At 60.3% G+C, this 17,447-nt stretch carries 15 protein-coding genes; 7 read left to right on the top strand and 8 right to left on the bottom strand.

Annotated features, from left to right (window positions below; all coding sequences use genetic code 11):
- Positions 1-166: 166 nt before the first annotated feature.
- From ACQZ40_RS21250 to ACQZ40_RS21220, 7 genes are all read left to right on the top strand, one after another.
- On the top strand, positions 167-1,156 hold the full coding sequence (locus tag ACQZ40_RS21250) for an ABC transporter permease (RefSeq protein WP_338809537.1): 990 nt from the start codon (positions 167-169) through the stop codon (positions 1,154-1,156).
- Complete coding sequence (locus tag ACQZ40_RS21245) at positions 1,153-2,148, top strand: ABC transporter permease (RefSeq protein ID WP_448748618.1); 996 nt, start codon at positions 1,153-1,155, stop codon at positions 2,146-2,148. Before ACQZ40_RS21250 ends, ACQZ40_RS21245 begins: the two co-directional genes overlap by 4 nt.
- Positions 2,145-3,143 carry an ABC transporter ATP-binding protein gene (locus ACQZ40_RS21240; protein ID WP_080857358.1) on the top strand — a complete coding sequence of 333 codons (999 nt, stop codon included), beginning with the start codon at positions 2,145-2,147 and terminating at the stop codon, positions 3,141-3,143. The genes ACQZ40_RS21245 and ACQZ40_RS21240 overlap by 4 nt, the downstream gene beginning before the upstream one ends.
- Entirely contained in the window at positions 3,121-4,056 is a 936-nt protein-coding gene (locus tag ACQZ40_RS21235) for an ABC transporter ATP-binding protein (protein ID WP_080857359.1), read from the top strand. The genes ACQZ40_RS21240 and ACQZ40_RS21235 overlap by 23 nt, the downstream gene beginning before the upstream one ends.
- An 18-nt stretch (positions 4,057-4,074) precedes the next feature.
- Entirely contained in the window at positions 4,075-5,130 is a 1,056-nt protein-coding gene (locus ACQZ40_RS21230; RefSeq protein WP_448748617.1) for an aldo/keto reductase, read from the top strand.
- A gap of 71 nt (positions 5,131-5,201) precedes the next feature.
- Entirely contained in the window at positions 5,202-6,440 is a 1,239-nt protein-coding gene (locus ACQZ40_RS21225) for an acyl-CoA dehydrogenase family protein (protein ID WP_448748616.1), read from the top strand.
- A 37-nt stretch (positions 6,441-6,477) separates the two neighbouring features.
- Complete coding sequence (locus ACQZ40_RS21220) at positions 6,478-7,449, top strand: LysR substrate-binding domain-containing protein (RefSeq protein ID WP_448748615.1); 972 nt, start codon at positions 6,478-6,480, stop codon at positions 7,447-7,449.
- Positions 7,450-7,465: 16 nt separating this feature from the next.
- Here ACQZ40_RS21220 and ACQZ40_RS21215 read toward each other — a convergent pair whose 3' ends face one another.
- The 8 genes from ACQZ40_RS21215 to ACQZ40_RS21180 all read right to left on the bottom strand — a co-directional run bounded on the left by ACQZ40_RS21215 (position 7,466) and on the right by ACQZ40_RS21180 (position 17,324).
- Entirely contained in the window at positions 7,466-8,818 is a 1,353-nt protein-coding gene (locus tag ACQZ40_RS21215) for an LLM class flavin-dependent oxidoreductase (protein ID WP_271045667.1), read from the bottom strand.
- Between the two features lie 45 nt (positions 8,819-8,863).
- Positions 8,864-10,459 (bottom strand): ABC transporter substrate-binding protein, encoded by a 1,596-nt coding sequence (locus ACQZ40_RS21210; RefSeq protein ID WP_271045666.1) that lies wholly within the window; start codon positions 10,457-10,459, stop codon positions 8,864-8,866.
- Positions 10,460-10,498: 39 nt separating this feature from the next.
- Entirely contained in the window at positions 10,499-10,849 is a 351-nt protein-coding gene (locus ACQZ40_RS21205; RefSeq protein ID WP_448748614.1) for a DUF3088 domain-containing protein, read from the bottom strand.
- A gap of 419 nt (positions 10,850-11,268) precedes the next feature.
- A complete protein-coding gene (locus ACQZ40_RS21200; protein ID WP_448748613.1) occupies positions 11,269-12,858 on the bottom strand; it encodes an ABC transporter substrate-binding protein in 1,590 nt (529 codons plus the stop codon).
- Between the two features lie 34 nt (positions 12,859-12,892).
- A complete protein-coding gene (locus ACQZ40_RS21195) occupies positions 12,893-14,092 on the bottom strand; it encodes a M20 aminoacylase family protein (RefSeq protein WP_448748612.1) in 1,200 nt (399 codons plus the stop codon).
- Positions 14,093-14,183: 91 nt separating this feature from the next.
- Complete coding sequence (locus tag ACQZ40_RS21190) at positions 14,184-15,368, bottom strand: LLM class flavin-dependent oxidoreductase (protein ID WP_338809554.1); 1,185 nt, start codon at positions 15,366-15,368, stop codon at positions 14,184-14,186.
- Positions 15,359-16,249, bottom strand: coding sequence for an NmrA family NAD(P)-binding protein (locus ACQZ40_RS21185; RefSeq protein WP_448748611.1), 891 nt, complete (start codon positions 16,247-16,249; stop codon positions 15,359-15,361). Before ACQZ40_RS21185 ends, ACQZ40_RS21190 begins: the two co-directional genes overlap by 10 nt.
- A gap of 7 nt (positions 16,250-16,256) precedes the next feature.
- Positions 16,257-17,324, bottom strand: coding sequence for an ABC transporter substrate-binding protein (locus ACQZ40_RS21180; protein WP_448748610.1), 1,068 nt, complete (start codon positions 17,322-17,324; stop codon positions 16,257-16,259).
- Between the last annotated feature and the right edge of the window lie 123 nt (positions 17,325-17,447).

Below are 17,447 nucleotides of genomic sequence, written 5' to 3'. Positions count from 1 at the left end.
ACCAACCATTCTCATAAATAGGAATTATCTTTTCTTTATGACGCATATTTCCGTAATTTTCAGAAAATAATTCTATTACTCTTTGACAAATTCCATAAAATTAGTCAACTAATACCAGCGCCTTCAGGGGCCGATTTCATATTTCCACGCTTACGGACTGGAGCCGATGTCGAATTCGAAACGGATTTTATCGCAGGCAAAAAGGGTGGCCATTCAGGCCGTCCCGACGGTCCTCGGTATCGTCATCCTGAACTTCTTCCTATTGCAGCTAGCACCCGGTGATGCCGCCGATGTGCTGGCAGCGGAAGCGGGTTCGGCAACCGTCGAGACCATGGCGGAAATCCGCTCCCGCTTCGGGCTTGATCTGCCGGTTCTGCATCAGCTGATGAACTATCTCGGCAATCTGGCCCAGTTCAGCCTTGGTTTTTCGCCGCGATACGGCATGCCTGTGGCAGACCTTATCGGCCAGCGCCTGCCCGGCACGCTTGCGCTGATGGGCGCAGCACTCGGCATTGCGATTTTTGTCGGTGTGTTTCTCGGCTCCATCATGGCGCTTTTCTCCGGCAAGCTGCCGGACCGGATCATTTCCATCGGTTCGCTGATCTTTTATTCCGTGCCGGGTTTCTGGATCGGCCTGATGCTTATCCTGACCTTCTCAGTGAAGCTCGGCTGGCTTCCCTCCGGCGGCGACAGCACCATCGGCAGCAGCCTCACCGGTCTCGACGCCCTGCTGGACAGGCTGCGTTATATCGTTCTCCCCGCCCTTTCGCTGGCCCTCTATTTTCTGGCCATCTATGCCCGCCTTACCCGCGCAGCGATGCTGGAAGTGAGATCCCAGGACTATGTGCGCACGGCGCGTGCCAAGGGCGTCTCTCCGCTCCGCCTCACGACGCGCCATATCCTGCGCAACGCGCTCATCCCCATCACCACCATGGCCGGCATGCATATCGGCGGCCTACTGGGCGGCGCGGTCGTGGTTGAAACCGTCTTCAGCTGGCCGGGCCTTGGCCGCCTTGCTTTCGAAGCCGTCATGGCGCGGGATTTCAGCGTGCTGCTCGGCATTCTGCTTCTCTCCTCCCTCGTCGTCATCATCGTTAATGCTGCCGTGGACCTGTTGCAGGCATGGCTTGACCCCCGCATCGGAGAAAGCCGATGAATTCATCTCAGACCACCGCTGTCCTCGGCGCAGCCGAACTCGGCGCCGAAGACAACAATCCCAAACCGAAAAAGCCGGAAGAAAAAGCCTGGCCCTATATCCATGCGCCGGATGCGCTTTCGGCCCGCTCCGTCTCCGTGCCACGGCGCGGCCTGCGGCGGGAACTGAAAATCTTCCTCACCAATCCAAACGCCATCGTCGGGCTGCTGTTTCTCGCAACCGTCATCGTCACCGCACTGATCGCCCCCTTGATCTATCCCGGTGATCCCCTGGAGATGGTGGCGCGCCCGTTCCTGTGGCCCGGCCAGAATGCCGCCTATCCGCTCGGCACCGATTCCATGGGCCGGGATGTTCTGGCCGGCATCGTGCATGGCGCGCGCATCTCGCTCACCGTCGGCGTGGTGGCAACGCTGATCGGGCTCACGATCGGCATCGCGGTTGGCGCTTTCGCCGGTTATTTCGGTGGCTCGATTGATGATATCCTCGTCAAGCTCATCGAAATCTTCCAGACCCTGCCGAATTTCGTGCTGCTGGTGGTGCTCGTCGCCATCGCCCAGCCTTCGGTCACCACGGTCACGTCGGCCATCGGCATCATCACCTGGCCGCTCGTTGCACGTCTTACCCGTGCGGAATTCCGCGCCATCCGCGAGAAGGATTATGTGCTTGCCGCCCGCAGCCTGGGTTATGGCCATGCCCGCATCGTTTTTCAGGAAATCCTGCCCAATGCGCTGCCACCGATCATCGTCACCTCATCCGTCATGGTGGCAGGCGCGATCCTCATGGAAGCGGCGCTTTCCTTCATGGGCCTTGGCGATCCGAACCGGGTTTCCTGGGGATCGATGATCGGTTCCGGTCGCGATGTCATCCGCACCGCCTGGTATCTGACCGCCCTTCCCGGCCTCGCCATCGTCTTCACCGTCATTTCGCTAAACCTCATCAGCGATGGCCTCAACGATGCGCTCAACCCCCGTTTTTCGGAGGAACGCCGATGAGCAAACTGATCGAAGTCCATGATCTCTCCGTCAGCTTCGGCTCCGCCCAGCCGGTCAAAGGCGTCAGTTTCGATGTCAGCCCCGGCGAAATGCTGGCCATCGTCGGCGAAAGCGGCTCCGGCAAATCCCTGACCGCGCTCGGCCTCATCGGCCTCTTACCCTCCCACGCCAAGACCGGCGGCCGGGTGCTGCTTGAGGGTCGCGACCTGCTGCCGCTTTCCGAGCGGCAATGGCGCGGCATTCGCGGCCGGGATATTGGCATGATCTTTCAGGAGCCGATGACCTCGCTGAACCCGGTCCTGACGGTCGGCGAACAGATCATCGAGGTGCTGCGCATCCATGAAAAGATCGACCGGCATCAGGCCCGCAAACGCGCCATCGAGCTTCTGGAACTGGTCAATATTCCAGACGCCCGCCGCAGGGTGGACGATTATCCGCACCAGCTTTCCGGCGGCATGCGCCAACGTGTGATGATCGCCATCGGCGTTGCCTGCAATCCGAAACTCCTGGTCGCCGACGAGGCGACGACAGCGCTCGACGTGACGATACAGGCGCAAATCCTGCAACTGCTCGACAATCTGCGCCGCGATCTCAACATGGCGGTCATCCTCATCACCCACGATCTCGGCATCGTGGCGCAATGGGCGGACCGGGTGATGGTCATGTATGCCGGCCGCAAGGTGGAAGAGGGTTTGCCGGAACCGGTTTTCTCCAACCCCTACCATCCCTATACGCGCGGCCTGCTCGCGGCCTCACCGAGGGCGGAAGACGGTCAGCATTATCGCGACGGGCCGCTCATCGAGATTCCGGGCTCCATCGTTTCCGCCACGGGGGAACGCGGTTGCGCCTTCCGTCCGCGCTGTCCGAGCGCCCGCGGCTTCTGCGGGCAATATGTACCACCGCTGAGGGAAATTTCGGACGGCCGCTACGCCGCCTGCCCCTTCGTTGCCACCACATCCCAGAAGGTATCCGATGACGCTCTTGTCAGTGCATAGTCTTTCCACCCACTATACGGGCGGACGCGGCACCGTGCGCGCCGTCGATGACGTCTCGCTCGATATCGAGGCGGGTGAAACCGTGGCCCTGGTCGGCGAATCCGGCTGCGGCAAATCCTCGCTCGGCAAATCGCTGATGCGACTGGTCGAACCGTCGTCCGGCAGGATCACCTTCAAGGGTGTGGATGTCACGGCAATGACATCGTCCGAATTGCGCGGCATTCGCCGCCGCATCCAGATGATCTTTCAGGATCCCTTTGCCTCGCTCAATCCGCGCCAGACGGTGCGCACCATCCTTACCGGGCCGTTGAAGGTACATGGCATAGGAGACCGGGTGCGCCAGCGGGAGATCGTTGAAGCCATCGTCGCGCAGGTGGGCCTGCCGGCGGATTCGCTCGACCGTTATCCGCATGAATTCTCCGGTGGCCAGCGCCAGCGCATCGGCATTGCCCGCGCGCTGGTTCTGGAACCGGAACTGGTGGTCTGCGACGAGCCGGTTTCGGCACTCGATCTTTCGATACAGGCGCAAATCCTCAATCTTCTGGTGGAGATGAAGAAGCGGCTTTCGCTCTCCTATCTCTTCGTGTCCCACGACCTTTCCGTGGTGCGTTATTTCTCCGACCGCGTGCTGGTCATGTATCTCGGCAAGATCGTCGAAAGCGCGTCGACATCGGAACTCTGGGCTTCTCCGAAGCATCCTTATACTCGCGCGCTTCTCGCTGCCGTTCCCGATCCCGCTCGCCGCAAGCAGGCGGCACCGATTTCCGGCGATCTGCCGAGCCCGCACGATCCGCCATCCGGCTGCCGGTTTCACACACGCTGCCCGCTCGCCACCGATCTCTGTCGCGAAAAAGCGCCTGACTATACCCTTTTCGGCAGGAACCACGCCGTGGCCTGCCACCATGCCCAATAACTTAAAGGAGCAACCATAATGGTCGACTATCGCTATCTCGGACGCAGCGCGCTGAAAGTTTCACCGCTGAGCCTCGGCACGATGATGTTCGGAGGCCCGACACCGGATGACGTGGCCTTCCGCATCATAGACAAGGCGCGCGAACAGGGCATCAACTTCATCGATACCGCCGACGTCTATCACGACGGCAAGTCGGAAGAGGTCGTTGGCCGCGGCATCAAGTCCACGCGCGATCACTGGGTTCTGGCGACGAAATTCGTCAATTCCCATACCAAGGGCCCGAACCTTGGCGGCCATTCTCGCAAATGGGTGATCGAGACCGTCGAAAATTCGCTGCGCCGCCTCAACACTGACTATATCGACATCCTTTATTTCCACCGCGCCGTCTTTGATGCGCCGCTCGAAGAGCCGGTGCGCGCCATCGCCGATCTCATCCGCGCCGGCAAGCTGCGTTATTTCGGCGTTTCGAATTTCCGTGGCTGGCGTATCGCTGAAATTTCGCATCTGGCCGATCAGCTTGGCATTGACCGGCCGGTTGCCAGCCAGCCGCTCTACAACATCGTCAACCGCACGGCCGAAGCCGAGCAGCTGCCGGCGGCTAATCATTATGGCCTTGGCGTCGTGTCCTATTCACCGCTCGCACGCGGCGTACTGACCGGCAAATATCAGCCGGGCGAACAGCCGGGTGCCGATACCCGCGTCGGCCGTGGCGACAAGCGTGTTCTGGAAACGGAATGGCGTCCGGAATCGGTCGAGATCGCCCAGAAGGTCGCGGCCCATGCCGCTTCGAAGGGTGTTTCGGCGGCGGATTTCGCGCTCGCCTGGGTGCTGAACAACAAGTTCGTCACCGCCGCCATCACCGGCCCGCGCACCGAAGAGCACTGGAACGGCTATATCCGCGCCCTCGATGTGAAAATCGATGCCGAAGATGAAGCACTGGTCGACAGCCTCGTGACAACAGGCCATCCCTCGACACCCGGTTTCAACGATCCAAGCCATCCCGTCGAAGGCCGCGTGCCGCGCAATCTCGAACCCGCACACCGCCCGGCGCTCAAGCCGCGCGCGGTCGCCTGATCGTCCAGACGAAAAAAGCCTGCGGCGCGATTGTGCCGCAGGCTATCACATCCGCTCACGGGAAAACCGCAATGTCCAATCCGAAACCACAGACGACCACCACCGACAATTCCGGCGTACCGAGCCGTGACGAGATTCTGGCCCGGGCAAAGGACATTGCGGCTATCGCGGCCCGGGATGCCGCCCGCCGCGAGCGCCAGCGGGAACTGCCCTTCGATATTTTCGCTCTTATCAAGGAGGCAAAGATCGGCACGCTGCGCGTTCCCGAAGCCAAGGGAGGACCGGGCGGCTCGATTGCTGATTATATCGAAGTGCTGATGATCCTCGGCGAAGCCGACAGCAATATTCCGCATGCGCTTCGCAGCCATTTCAATTTCACCGAAAACCTTGCGCTTGCACCCATCGAGCTGGAGGACCGGCGGCACCTCGAACATGTGCTTGCCGGCAAGCTCTTTGCGGGCGCCAGCACTGAACAGGGCACCAAACGGCCCGGCGAGATCACCACGCGGCTGAGTGCCGATGGTGACCGCTACCGGCTGAACGGCCGCAAATGGTATGCGACCGGCACAGCTTTTGCCGATTTCGGCACCTTCAGCGCCATTGGCGATGACGAGCAGCCGATCGGCGTGCTCATTCCGCTCGATCGCTCTGGCATCACCATCCTCGATGACTGGGACAGCATGGGCCAGCGCATGACGGCGAGCGGCGGTGTTCTGCTGGAGAATGTCGAGGTACTGCCGCATGAGCTGACGACCCGCAAGCTCGGCAGCCAGATCGGCCGCCACAGCTCGGCCATGCGGCAGCTGCATCTCGCCGCCTCGGCCGCCGGCGCCGTTCAGGGCGCGCTGAATGACGGTGTGGAGTATGTTTTACGCCAGGCGCGCACCACGCTCCACAGCAGCGCCGAAACCGCCAATCAGGACCCCTTCGTGCAGAAGATGCTCGGCGAAATCAGCGCCGGCGCTTTCGCCGTGAAGACGCTGATCCGCGAAGCGGCAAGAACGCTCGACCGCACCGCCGCCGCCTTTGCGAGCGGTGACGAAGAGGCGATAGAGGCGGCCCTGCTGGAAGGTTCGCTCGCCACAGCCCGCACCCAGATCATCGCATCGCAGCTTTCGCTGACGGTCGCCACCAATCTTTACGAACTCGGCGGCGGCTCGGCGACATCGAGCGAGCGGAATTTCGACCGCCACTGGCGTAATATCCGCACGGTCTACAATCACAATCCGCTCGCCCACAAGGCGCGGGTAATCGGTGACTATTACCTGAACGGCACCACGACCCACCTCAGGGAAGGCCGGGTGTTCTGACTATGCGGAAGATGCAGGCGGCAAAGGAGGAACAGAAATGAGACCGGAGTTTATCGCTCCCGCCGCGAGCCGGGCAGCTCTTCGCCTGCCCACACTTTCCCGCCTGCCACCGCTGACCGCCTTGCGCGCCTTTGTCGTCGCCGCCCGTCATGCAAGCTTTTCGCGGGCGGCGGAGGAACTGCATGTCTCGACCGCTGCCATCGGACAGCAGGTGCGAATTCTCGAGACCCATCTCGGCCAGCCGCTTTTCAGCCGCCAGCGCGGTGAATTGCTGCTGACGGATGCCGGCAGTGCGCTTTATCCCGGCCTTGCCGATGCTTTCGAGACCATGATCGGCAGTCTTTCCGACCTGATGGTTTCAAACGCCCGGCCGCAGCTGAAGGTGCTGGCGGAAGGTTGCTTTGCCGCCCGCTGGCTGGCGCCGCGGCTGGGCAGCATCGTTCCGGCGCTCGGAGACGTGGAGCTTTCCATTGAATCCCTCGAGAGCGAAACAATCGACCTCCCCCATTTCGACGCCGATTGCGCCATCGTTGCCACCCATGCGCAGATTCCGGGCTTCACTCATGAGCCGCTTTTCGCCGATACCGTCAGCGCCCTCTGCACCCCGGAATTCGCTGCACGCCATAGGCTTGCAGACGAACCGGAGCGCTTGCGGGATCTCGGTTTTGCGATGTTGCGTGGCAATGGCCTGGACCCGGCCTTCGAATGGGCGAACTGGCTTCGCGCCTGCCGCATTCCGCTCAGGCTCTCTGTGACCGGCCCACGTTTTTCACGCCAGACGGCGCTGATAGAGGCAATCTCCTCCGGCCACGGTATCGGCCTCGTGCGCCATTCGCTGATTTCGGAAGAGCTGAAAAACGGCCGGCTGATCGCTCCTTTTGGCGCACCGCAGCCGACCGCCAGCCGTTATCACCTGCTGACCAGTCCTGACAGGCGGCGGCTGCCGGAGGTTGCATCTCTACTCGCCCTGTTGCGCGAGGATATGCGCTCTCTCGAGGCCGCCGCCTGAACACGCCCGTCCCACCTCAGGCGCGTTCCCTTTGCAACTCTCTGGCCGCAAAGATATTTTCCGGCCGAGGCAGGCCATAGTGATCGCGCAGCGTATCGCCCTCATAATCTTCGCGGAACAGCCCACGCTGTTTGAGGATCGGCACGACCTCGTCGACGAAGTTGTCAAACCCGCCATTCAACCATGGCGGCATGATATTGAAGCCGTCGGCCGCGCCCTCGCGGAACCAGGTCTCTATCCAGTCCGCCACCTGTTCCGGCGTTCCGGAAATCACCTTGTGGCCACGTCCGCCAGCAAGCCGGTGCAGCAATTGCCGGATCGTCGGATTTTCCCGGTCGATGACATCGAGAACCAGCTGATGGCGGCTGCTATCCGCCTGCGCCCGTGTCGCCTCCACGGCCTCCTTCGGCAAAGGCTGGTCGAGATCGGCCGATGAGAGATCGATGCCGGTGATGCGCTGCAATTGCCCGAGCGAAAAGGCTGGCTGGATGAGATCGTTGAAAGAGGCCTCGAGCCTGCGCGCCTCCTCTTCGGTTGACGCGATGAAGGGGCTGATGCCCGGCAGGATTTTCACATGGGCGGGATTGCGCCCCGTGGCCGCGACGCGCCGCTTGATGTCGGAATAAAAAGACCGCGCACTCTCCAGAGTCTGATGCGCGGTAAAGATTGCCTCGGCATAATGGGCGGCGAAACCGCGCCCTTCCTCCGAGGAGCCGGCCTGCACATAGACCGGCCGGCCCTGCGGTGAACGCGGCACGTTGAGCGCGCCGCGCACCCGATAGAACTCGCCATCGTGATTGGCCGGATGGATGCGGTCTGTATCGGCAAAAAGGCCGCTTTCCTTATCGGCAACAATGGCATCATCTTCCCAGCTGTCCCAGAGCTTCGTCACCACATCCACGAACTCGATTGCCTGACGGTAACGGTCGGCATGCGGCGGATGCTTCTGGAGATTGAAATTGCCGGCAGCCGCATCCGCCGAAGTCGTCACAATGTTCCATCCCACCCGGCCGCCGCTGATATGATCGACGGACGCGAACAGCCGCGCAAGATTATAGGGCTCGTAATAGGTGGTCGACGCCGTGGCGATGAAGCCGATCTTTTCCGTGACGGCGGCAAGCGCCGAAAGCATGGTGATCGGCTCCAGCCGGTGGCGGGCGGCATAGCGGATATTGGCATCCAGCACCGGCGCATCGGCAAAGAAGATCGCATCCAGCTTGGCCGCCTCGGCCTTGCGGGCGATATCCTGATAGAGCTTTATATCGGTGACGCGATGCGGCTCAGAGTCCGGATGCCGCCAAGCCGCCTCGTGATGTCCGCCCGGATAGATGAACGCGTTAAGAACCAGCTTCTCGGATTTTCTGCTCATGGAAATGACCTCTTATTCGCTCTGAACCGAAGGGTTGGGAGGCTCTCACGCCTCCTTCGTCACCCAGGCCTTGGCGAGATTGCCGCTGAGCCCCTCTGCGCCTGTCGCATAATCCTTGATGCGCACGCTGCCGACGACCGGCTGGATGGGGGAGACGAGATTGATGACGGGAAGATCTTTGGCGATAACGGCCTGAAACTCCTTGAAGAAGGCGGCGCGTTTTTCGATATCCGGCTCCACCGCCGCTGCTTCCAGCAGCCGGTCCACTTCGGGATTGGCGTAGTTGCTGGCATTGGAGAATGGCAGGCCGATCTTGAAGTTCTTGCTCCAGTAGACGCGCTGCACGCCCGCTGTCGGATCGAAGGTATTGGAAAGGGATTCCACCGAAAGATCCCAGGCGCGGTCGGTATAGACCACCTTCACATAGGTGCCGAAATCGAATTTCTGGATATCCGCCTCAATGCCGATCTTCGACAGCGCCTGCGCGATGAAATCCGAATAGGTCTGCGGGTTGAACGGGTTGGTGGTAACCCGAAGCTTGAAACGCTTGCCGCCATCCTTGCGCGGGAAACCGGCCTCATCCAGCAGCTTTTCAGCCTGTGCGACATCGAACTTGGCGAAACCGATATCCGGATTGTGGAACTTCGCAAGGCCGGGGCTGATCGGCGTCGGCGATGGCACGGCGTAACCGTAAAGCACGGTATCGATGAGCGCCGGAACATCGATAGCATGGGCAATGGCCTGCCTCACCTTCAATTCCTTGAGATATTCGTTCTCAAGGTTGATCACCAGCTGGTTCTGCTGGCCGGCATAGGCATAGATGCGGTCATCCACCTTCAGCGTCGGAATGGATTTCAGCCGTTCCAGATCGGCAAGCGCCACCGGGTTGGGGCCGATGTCGCCTTCCCCGGTTTCCAGCGCCGCAGCGCGTGCGCCCGCATCGTTGATGAGGCGGATGATGACGCGGTCGAGATAGGGGCGCGGCGCATCCCAGTAGTCCGCATTTTTCTCCAGCAGGATATGACTGCCCGGCACCCATTCCTTCAGCACGAAGGGACCGCTGCCGATGATCTGGGCGGGTTTCGGATTATCTGTCGGCTTGAAGGTCTCGAAAATGTGCTTCGGCACAATTGGCGATTCCGACGAGGCAAGCGCGGTGATCAGACCCGGCGCCGGCTTGGAAAGCTTCACTTTCGCGACCAGCGGATCGGAGGTATCGACACTTTCAACATGCGAGAAAGTAGCGCGGCCGCGCGGATGCGCTTCCTTCAGCCGCAGAATGGAAAATTCCACGTCTGCCGATGTCACCGGTTTGCCATCGTGAAACTTCGCCTTGGGCTGCAGGTGGAAGACATATTCCAGCCCATCGGCCGAAACGCTCCATTCCCTGGCGAGGCTCGGCTTGGGCGAAAGCTCGTAATCATAGGTCAAAAGCCCGTCATAAATCTTCGAGCCGATAAACTGCGGACCGCCCGCACTGGTATTGATCGCCACGAGCTGGGTCGGCTCGGGAAAATAAACAATCTTGAGCGTGCCGCCCGAAACCGGCTCTTCGGCAGCGGCAAAGGAACCGCCTGGAAGCGCGACGAAAGCGCCGGCGGCAAGTGCAATTTTGTGAAACTGGCGTCTGGAAATGGTCATGTCTGTCTCCGAAAAAATCCGATATGCGGGCGCGGCAACTCAGTGCAGCTGCGGGAACCCGTGGCGCTCGGCGAGGATTTGCAAAATGCGTTTGGTGTCCTGAATGAAATGCGTCTCGCCCTTGGCCATAGCGTCGCTGGGTGCGTCGCCGGCAAAGATGAACAGCGGCAGCGACTGGTTTTCCTCTCCCACGGCGGCGATGACAGCCTCACGCGGGCGCTGGAAACCGACGCGATGGACATCGATCCCGGCGGCAAGGTCCGGAAAGGCAGCAAGCAGGCCTTCGATCTGGTTGCAATGGGGGCAGACGAAGCGGACACCGGGGTGTTTTGAGTCCTCAAAACCGGGGGCGATCAAAAAAAGCGTATCCTTGGCCATGGCATCCATCATGTGAGGGTGAGATTTCCAGCTCACAGTGCAGGCGGCCAAAGCGTCGGTCCAGAAAGCAATTCTTGCTTCGCGGCGAAGAAATGCTTTGCGCTAAATTATTGACGAAACTTATTTTTTCGAAATTTTGACGGGTGGCATCGCTGTTTCGCCCGACCTGTTTCATGCGCAAAGTTTTTCCCTGAAACGGGCGTGCCGCGCGAAGGTGGAAAAAGGATGGAAGGCGGATTTCGGCAATAAAAAACCCGGCAGAATTGCCGGGTTAATGTTGGTGATCGTAGACCCTTCATCCGTCATGCCGGGCTTGACCCGGCATCGCGTCTGCGCCGTGAGAGGAGTCTCTCGCGATCAAGGACTTGATCGCGCTGGACCCCGGATCCAGTCCGGGGTGACGGAGCCTGGATGCCTTTTTTGACAAACGCTCACTCGCCTTTCCAGGCCGTCGCCAGATCGCCATAAGCTATGTCGATGGTCGTCACGAGCGATTTCAGGCTGGTATTTCGCAGAATGACGGTCGGCAAGGCGACGATGGAAAAATTCGGCAGGTCATCGCCGACGACTTTCTGGATCTCATGGAACTGCCCGGCTCGCTTCGTTTCATCCACCTCGATGGCGGCCGCCCGGAAAAGATTGTCCACGGTGGGATTGTTATAGTGGGCGGCGTTGACATAAGGCGCGGGGTTCTTGATGCCATCGGACCAGTAAAGGCGCTGCACGCCCGCCGTCGGATCGAACAACCGGCTGATGCCGTTCACCGTCAGGTCAAAACCGCGCTCGGTATAAACGCGCTTGATGAAGGTGGCGAGATCGCCCTCCACGATATCCACCTTCACGCCGAGTTTGCCGAAGGATGAGCGGAGATATTCGGACGTCTTACGGAAGACGTCGGACGGCAGAAAGGCGAGCCGCAGCGAAAAGCGGGTGCCATCCGCGCCCTTTGGGTAACCGGCCTTGTCCAGCAGCTCATTCGCCTTGGCGAGATCGAAGGCATAGGTGAAGGGCTTTTCGTCATTATAGGCGGTGAAGACTGCCGGGATGTTTGAGCCAGCAGGTTTCGCCGTCCCGAAGAAGATGGCGTCATTGATGAAATCGCGGTCGATGGCATGGGCCAGCGCGTGACGCACCTCCTTCTTCGCCAGAATTGGGTTCTCCAGATTGAACTCAAACACGGCCGCATTGTTGAGATAAGCGTCGGTATAGACCTCCACTGCCAGTTTCGGATTTTGCCGCAGGCGCTCAAGGTCGCTGTAGGAGACATCGGCGGTGTAATCCGCCTCACCCGTCTCCACGGAAATGGTGGTAGACGCCGCATCGGCAACGAACCGTGCCACGAAACCATCGAGGTAAGGTAGATCGGCCTGCCAATAATCCGGGTTCTTCTTCAGCTTCACGTAGCTGCCGCGTTTCCATTCCTCGAACACGAAGGGGCCTGTGCCGATTGGCGCATTGCCGTTCGGGCTTTCATTGTAGTTTTCTGAAGCATAGGCATGGGCTGGCAATATGGGCGTTTCGCCGCCCGTCAGCGCCCGCAAAAGATACGGCGCGGGTTTGGAAAGCACCACCACGGCCGTCAGCGGATCGGGCGTTTCGATATCGGCAACATTGGCGAAGGTAATGCGTCCGCGTGGACCGACCTTCTTGAAGGCCAGCAGGGAAAATTTGACGTCCTGCGACGTGAAATCCTTGCCGTCATGCCATTTGACGCCCTTGCGCAGCTTGAAAGTGTGGCGCAGCCCGTCGGCCGATGTTTCCCAGCTTTCAGCCAGAACCGGGTGCGGTTTGAACTCGCTGTCGAACCGCACCAGCCCTTCGAGGATTTTCGTGGAAATGGCGCGGGTGCGCGTATTGGAATCGGAAAGCGGCACCAGCGTCGTCGGCTCTCCAAGGCCTGCAAGGGTGACGATCCCGCCCTTTTTCGGCGTTTCGGCCGCCAGAGCCGGCAGGGAGGGCAACAGCATGGCCCCGGTTAGCGCTGCACTCAAAAGCAATGTCTTACGTCTTGTAATATCCATGGATGTTTCCTTTTGCAGGCTTGTTTTTAAATGTTCACGCAGGTTTCAGCCGGGTTTCCACCAGCCGGGCAAACAGGGTGGCGCCAACCGGCAGAATGGCGTCGTCAACGATGAAACCGGGATTATGGGCGGGCACCGTGCCGGAATGGCCGAGGGTGAAAAACGCGCCGGGCGCGTGTTTCAGGAGATCGGCAAAATCCTCGCTGCCCATGAAACGGCCGGGCTCGGTGGAAACGCGCTCGTCTCCCAGAACCTCACGCGCCACGCCGGCGACGATCCCCACCGATGCATCGTCATTGGTGAGAACCGAGAATATGTCGCGAATATCCACCTCGGCGGTGAGGCCGTGCGCCGCGGCAATGTGATCGGAAATCGTGCGGATGCGCTGCCTTATGGTTTCGCGCACGCTGTCGGAAAAAGCCCGCACCGTCCCGGCAATCGCTGACGTTTCGGGAATGACGTTATAGGCCGATCCCGCTTCGATACGAGTGATCGACAGGACGGCAGGATCGGTCGGCGACACATTGCGGCTGACGATGGTTTGCAATGCCTGGATCAGTTCACCCGTCGCCGGCACCGGGTCACGCGAAACATCGGGGTGAGCAGCGTGGGCACCCCTGCCCTTAAGCCGGATATCGAAGAAATCCGCCCCCGCCAGAATGGTGCCGGGCGAAACCTTGAGATGATTGGGCGCGGCATGGGAGGAATTGTGCAGCCCGTAAATCTCGTCAACGGGGAAGTCCTTGAACAACCCATCGGCGATCATGGCGCGCGCGCCGCCGAGACCTTCCTCGGCCGGCTGGAAAATGAACACCACCGTGCCGGCGAAATCGCGGGTTTCCGCCAGATAACGGGCGGTGCCGAGCAGGATGGTGGTGTGCACATCATGCCCGCAGCCGTGGAATTTGCCGGGATAGACCGACGCATAGGGCAGACCGGTTTCCTCCGGCATCGGCAGGGCATCCATATCCGCCCGCAGCCCGATGGAGCGATTGCCCGCATGGCGGCCGCGCAGCACGCCGACCACGCCGGTCTTGCCATAACCGCGATGCACCTCAATACCCCAGGAGGCGAGCTTTTCAGCGACGATGCCGGAGGTGCGGACCTCCTCGAAACCGATTTCCGGATGCCGGTGCAGATCGTGGCGGATGGAGACGAGTTCGGGAACATAGGTCCCGATCCGATCCAGAATTTTAGGAGCGGGCGTTTTGACGGGATCGACGGCGATATTCACGGTATCTCCTCAGGGCAAAAAATATCGTTTTCGCAATCGGGGCGATTGCGAAGGGTGGTTTTCGGGACTGGAAAATGCAGCGGGAGAGGCGTCAGAGCCTCAGGCCCGCCTCCTTCATCAGCGGCAGAATGCGCTCTGCGAAATAATCGAGGTCTTCGCGGAAATCGTAGAAATTCAGCTGAACCCCATCGATCCCTGCCTTTTTCAGACCGACAAGCTGCTCGACTACCTGCTCTGGCGAACCGATGATTTCGATATTGCCGCCAAGATTGCGCCCCTGCTTGTGGCGCGCATCGCCGCGGCCGCGCCAGGCATGGGCGTCGCTGTCGTAATTATTGGTGGCGAAGGCGCGGGTGCCGGGCTGCGGTTTTCCGGCCTCAATGGCATCCGCATAGGCGATTGCCTCCCTCTCCGTATCGCGGCTGACGATGATCGGATTGATAATCGTCTTTACCTGCCGGCCATAGGCCTTTGCGCGGTTTTTAATGTTTGCGACATGATCTGGAAGCGTTTCCAGCGCGCTGTCTATATGCGCGCCACCGGGCGAGGTGACGAAAACCAGATCGGAATGACGGGCGGCGAAATCGATGCCTGCGGGCGAACCGGTCGCCGTCACCAGCGGCGGGCGTCCGAAAGCAGGCTTCGGCGTGATCCAGCCATTGTTGATCGCCCAGGGATTGAGCTTGCCTTCATAGGAAAAATTCTCGGTCTCACCCCACAGGCGATGGAGCACATCGAACAATTCGCCGGCCATATCGTAACGCTTGTCGTGGTCGATACGCTGCCAGCCGAACATTTCATGCTCGATGGCGCGGTGGCCGGTGACGATGTTGATGCCCCAGCGTCCCTTGGCGATATGATCCAGCGTCGCACCATATTTGGCGAGATGCAGCGGATGCAGCGGCCCATAAAGCACATGGATGGTGGAGATCAGCAGAATGCTCTTCGTGACGGCCGCCATGGCGCCAAGCGCGATGAAACTGTCGAGCGAGGATTCGCCGTCATAACCGCCCTTCGGCAGCCATTGTGTGCGACTGAAGGCGATTTCGAAACCAAGCTCTTCCGCGCGCTTCACCAGTTCGACATTGTAATCGAAGGTCCAGCTGTTACTCGTCGGCAGGCTGGAGAAATTGATGTCCTGAAGATTGAGGAACAGGCCCAGCATCAACGGCTGTTTCACCGCCCGGCTGAGCGGGCTGTCTTCAAAATCAGCCGGGCTTTTCAGGTCGAGACCTTTCAGCTCGGAACCTTCAGGCAGCGGAACAGTCAACGCCATGTCTTTTCTCCCTCGGAATGATCCTGTGGGGTGGTTGCCAGCCGGAGACGCAGATAGTCCTCCACGCTGCGGGGCAAACGGCCGGTAATCTGCTGGACGGTATTGTTGACGGACGCCGCGAGACCTTTGCGGATGAGTTGGCCGAATTCGCCGACCGCCTTCTGTTCAAACGCGCTGATATGCGGCGGAAAGGCCGGGGCGGCATTGTCCGAAATTCCCACGGGCCGATGCTGGATGCGCGCCGCGATGCGGGCGATTTCCAACGCCGACAAGGCTTCGCCACCGGTCAGCACCAGGACGCCGGAAACAGGCGCGCTTGTGGTGAGCGCATGAACCGCGACATCGGCAATATCGTCCGCATCGATGAAGGAGACAGCCGCATTGCCAAAGCGGGCGGGCACATCCTCCCCCTTGCGCAGTGCGGCGACAACGGGTTCCAGTGCAACCTGCATCCAGGCATTCGGCCGCAGCACCGTATACGCGACACCGCTTGCGGCCAGATGCGCTTCCACCTCGGCATGCGCCGCTCCCGAAATGGAATGTACGGCATTCTCAATGGTCCAGTCGGAGCCGGATATTTTCACGATCCGCGATGCACCGGCGGAGATGGCGGCATCGATGACCGCCTTCTGGTCCGCCGCCAGCATTTCACCGATGGGGGAAAGCAGAAAGACGGTCTCGATACCGCGCAAGGCCTCCTTCAGGCTGGCCGGATCGGAAAAATTACCCTCCGCAATCTCGACCCTGTCGCCCCAGAGCTTGAGCGCGTCCTCGCGCCTGCGGGTCAGCACCCGAACCTTCACCGCTTTCTGCAAGACACGGCTGACGACACGTCTGCCGAGCTTGCCGGTTGCGCCCGTTACAAGAATGGTGGCTGTCATGACGCCCTCACTTTCCCGCACTGCGTTGCGCAGCATCTTGCTGTGAATAAAGGGCGCGTGGATCGGCCCAATCCTGCACATCGAAATCCGCCGGAATGAATTTCCATTCCAGCAGGAAATCCTTGAAATGGCTGAGTGCATCCAGCTCGGCCGGATCGAGATCGAGCCTCAGATTGCGGTGCACATCCGGGCCATTCGCAGCCAGAACCGCCTCCTCGCTGACGCCGATCTCACGGGCGATGAAACGCACGGCTTCCGCAGGATTGTCATTTGCCCACTGGGCAACCCGCTGTACGGTGGCGACCAGTTCCGCCACCAGATCGGGCCGCTCATCGGCAAAGGTGGCGTCCACCGTCAAGGGGCGCGGCGTGCCGTTGTTGATGCGGATTTTCGGATCGGGGTGAAATCCCGTCGACACCACGACCTGCGCACCGATCAGATTGGCGACCGTGACACCTTCCGCTCCCTTGACGAAAAATGCATCGATCTGGCCACGGTGCAGCGCTGCAATCTCCTCGCCATAAGGAAACCGCCGGCGCAGACCATGGAACCTGTCGTCAGAAGGATCGAGCAACACCGGCTCTTTCGCCGTGAGATCGACAAGCTCGACATCCGCAACGGCGAGGCCCGAGATCGTCAGCGCCGACACGATGCCCTTCAGGGATGTCGCACGATGGAAATCGATGGTTTCATTCGGCCGTTTCGGCAGGCCGATGCGCCGCCCCTTCAGGTCACTGTCCTTGCTTATTCCACTTGCTGGCAAAGCGATGACAGCCTGAAACTCATCGGTTCTCGTCAACCCCACCAGCCGTGTTTTCCGGCCGCCTGATTTCGCCCAGATCGGCGGAATATTGCCGCCCTGACGGAAGGACCAGTCCAGGCGATGATCGAAATGGCTCTGGCGAATGGCCGGATCGGCCGCGTCGCGAATGGAGGAAACAGAGATGCCATGGGTGGCGAAACTGTCCTCGATCCAGCCCAGTTGCGCCGCGATGGAAAGCGGCGTGGGCGCCGGGCAGCGTGTGTACCACACGGTTACGGGTTGGGTTATCTGGCGAAGGGCGGCATCAGCCATGGCGTTCGTCCTCGAAATTGCGATCTGAACGGCACGCTACACGCCATAAAATATTTTCTATAGATAAAGTGTACTATTTCAGGCGCGATTGGGGAAATTCGTTTCCATCTTATCCGCGATACA

This window comes from Agrobacterium sp. 16-172Ci (assembly GCF_053522725.1).
The sequence above is the reverse complement of the archived record's forward strand: the minus strand, read 5'-3'. Positions and strand labels throughout refer to the sequence as shown.

Excerpts from the sequence above, each read along its gene's own strand:
- ACQZ40_RS21245 (WP_448748618.1), top strand. The coding sequence starts at position 1,153 with ATGAATTCATCTCAGACCACCGCTGTCCTCGGCGCAGCCGAACTCGGC.
- ACQZ40_RS21215 (WP_271045667.1), bottom strand. The coding sequence starts at position 8,818 with ATGAGCAGAAAATCCGAGAAGCTGGTTCTTAACGCGTTCATCTATCCG.
- ACQZ40_RS21185 (WP_448748611.1), bottom strand. The coding sequence starts at position 16,249 with ATGACAGCCACCATTCTTGTAACGGGCGCAACCGGCAAGCTCGGCAGA.
- ACQZ40_RS21205 (WP_448748614.1), bottom strand. The coding sequence starts at position 10,849 with ATGATGGATGCCATGGCCAAGGATACGCTTTTTTTGATCGCCCCCGGT.
- ACQZ40_RS21220 (WP_448748615.1), top strand. The coding sequence starts at position 6,478 with ATGAGACCGGAGTTTATCGCTCCCGCCGCGAGCCGGGCAGCTCTTCGC.
- ACQZ40_RS21200 (WP_448748613.1), bottom strand. The coding sequence starts at position 12,858 with ATGGATATTACAAGACGTAAGACATTGCTTTTGAGTGCAGCGCTAACC.
- ACQZ40_RS21225 (WP_448748616.1), top strand. The coding sequence starts at position 5,202 with ATGTCCAATCCGAAACCACAGACGACCACCACCGACAATTCCGGCGTA.
- ACQZ40_RS21230 (WP_448748617.1), top strand. The coding sequence starts at position 4,075 with ATGGTCGACTATCGCTATCTCGGACGCAGCGCGCTGAAAGTTTCACCG.
- ACQZ40_RS21210 (WP_271045666.1), bottom strand. The coding sequence starts at position 10,459 with ATGACCATTTCCAGACGCCAGTTTCACAAAATTGCACTTGCCGCCGGC.
- ACQZ40_RS21235 (WP_080857359.1), top strand. The coding sequence starts at position 3,121 with ATGACGCTCTTGTCAGTGCATAGTCTTTCCACCCACTATACGGGCGGA.
- ACQZ40_RS21250 (WP_338809537.1), top strand. The coding sequence starts at position 167 with ATGTCGAATTCGAAACGGATTTTATCGCAGGCAAAAAGGGTGGCCATT.
- ACQZ40_RS21190 (WP_338809554.1), bottom strand. The coding sequence starts at position 15,368 with ATGGCGTTGACTGTTCCGCTGCCTGAAGGTTCCGAGCTGAAAGGTCTC.
- ACQZ40_RS21240 (WP_080857358.1), top strand. The coding sequence starts at position 2,145 with ATGAGCAAACTGATCGAAGTCCATGATCTCTCCGTCAGCTTCGGCTCC.
- ACQZ40_RS21180 (WP_448748610.1), bottom strand. The coding sequence starts at position 17,324 with ATGGCTGATGCCGCCCTTCGCCAGATAACCCAACCCGTAACCGTGTGG.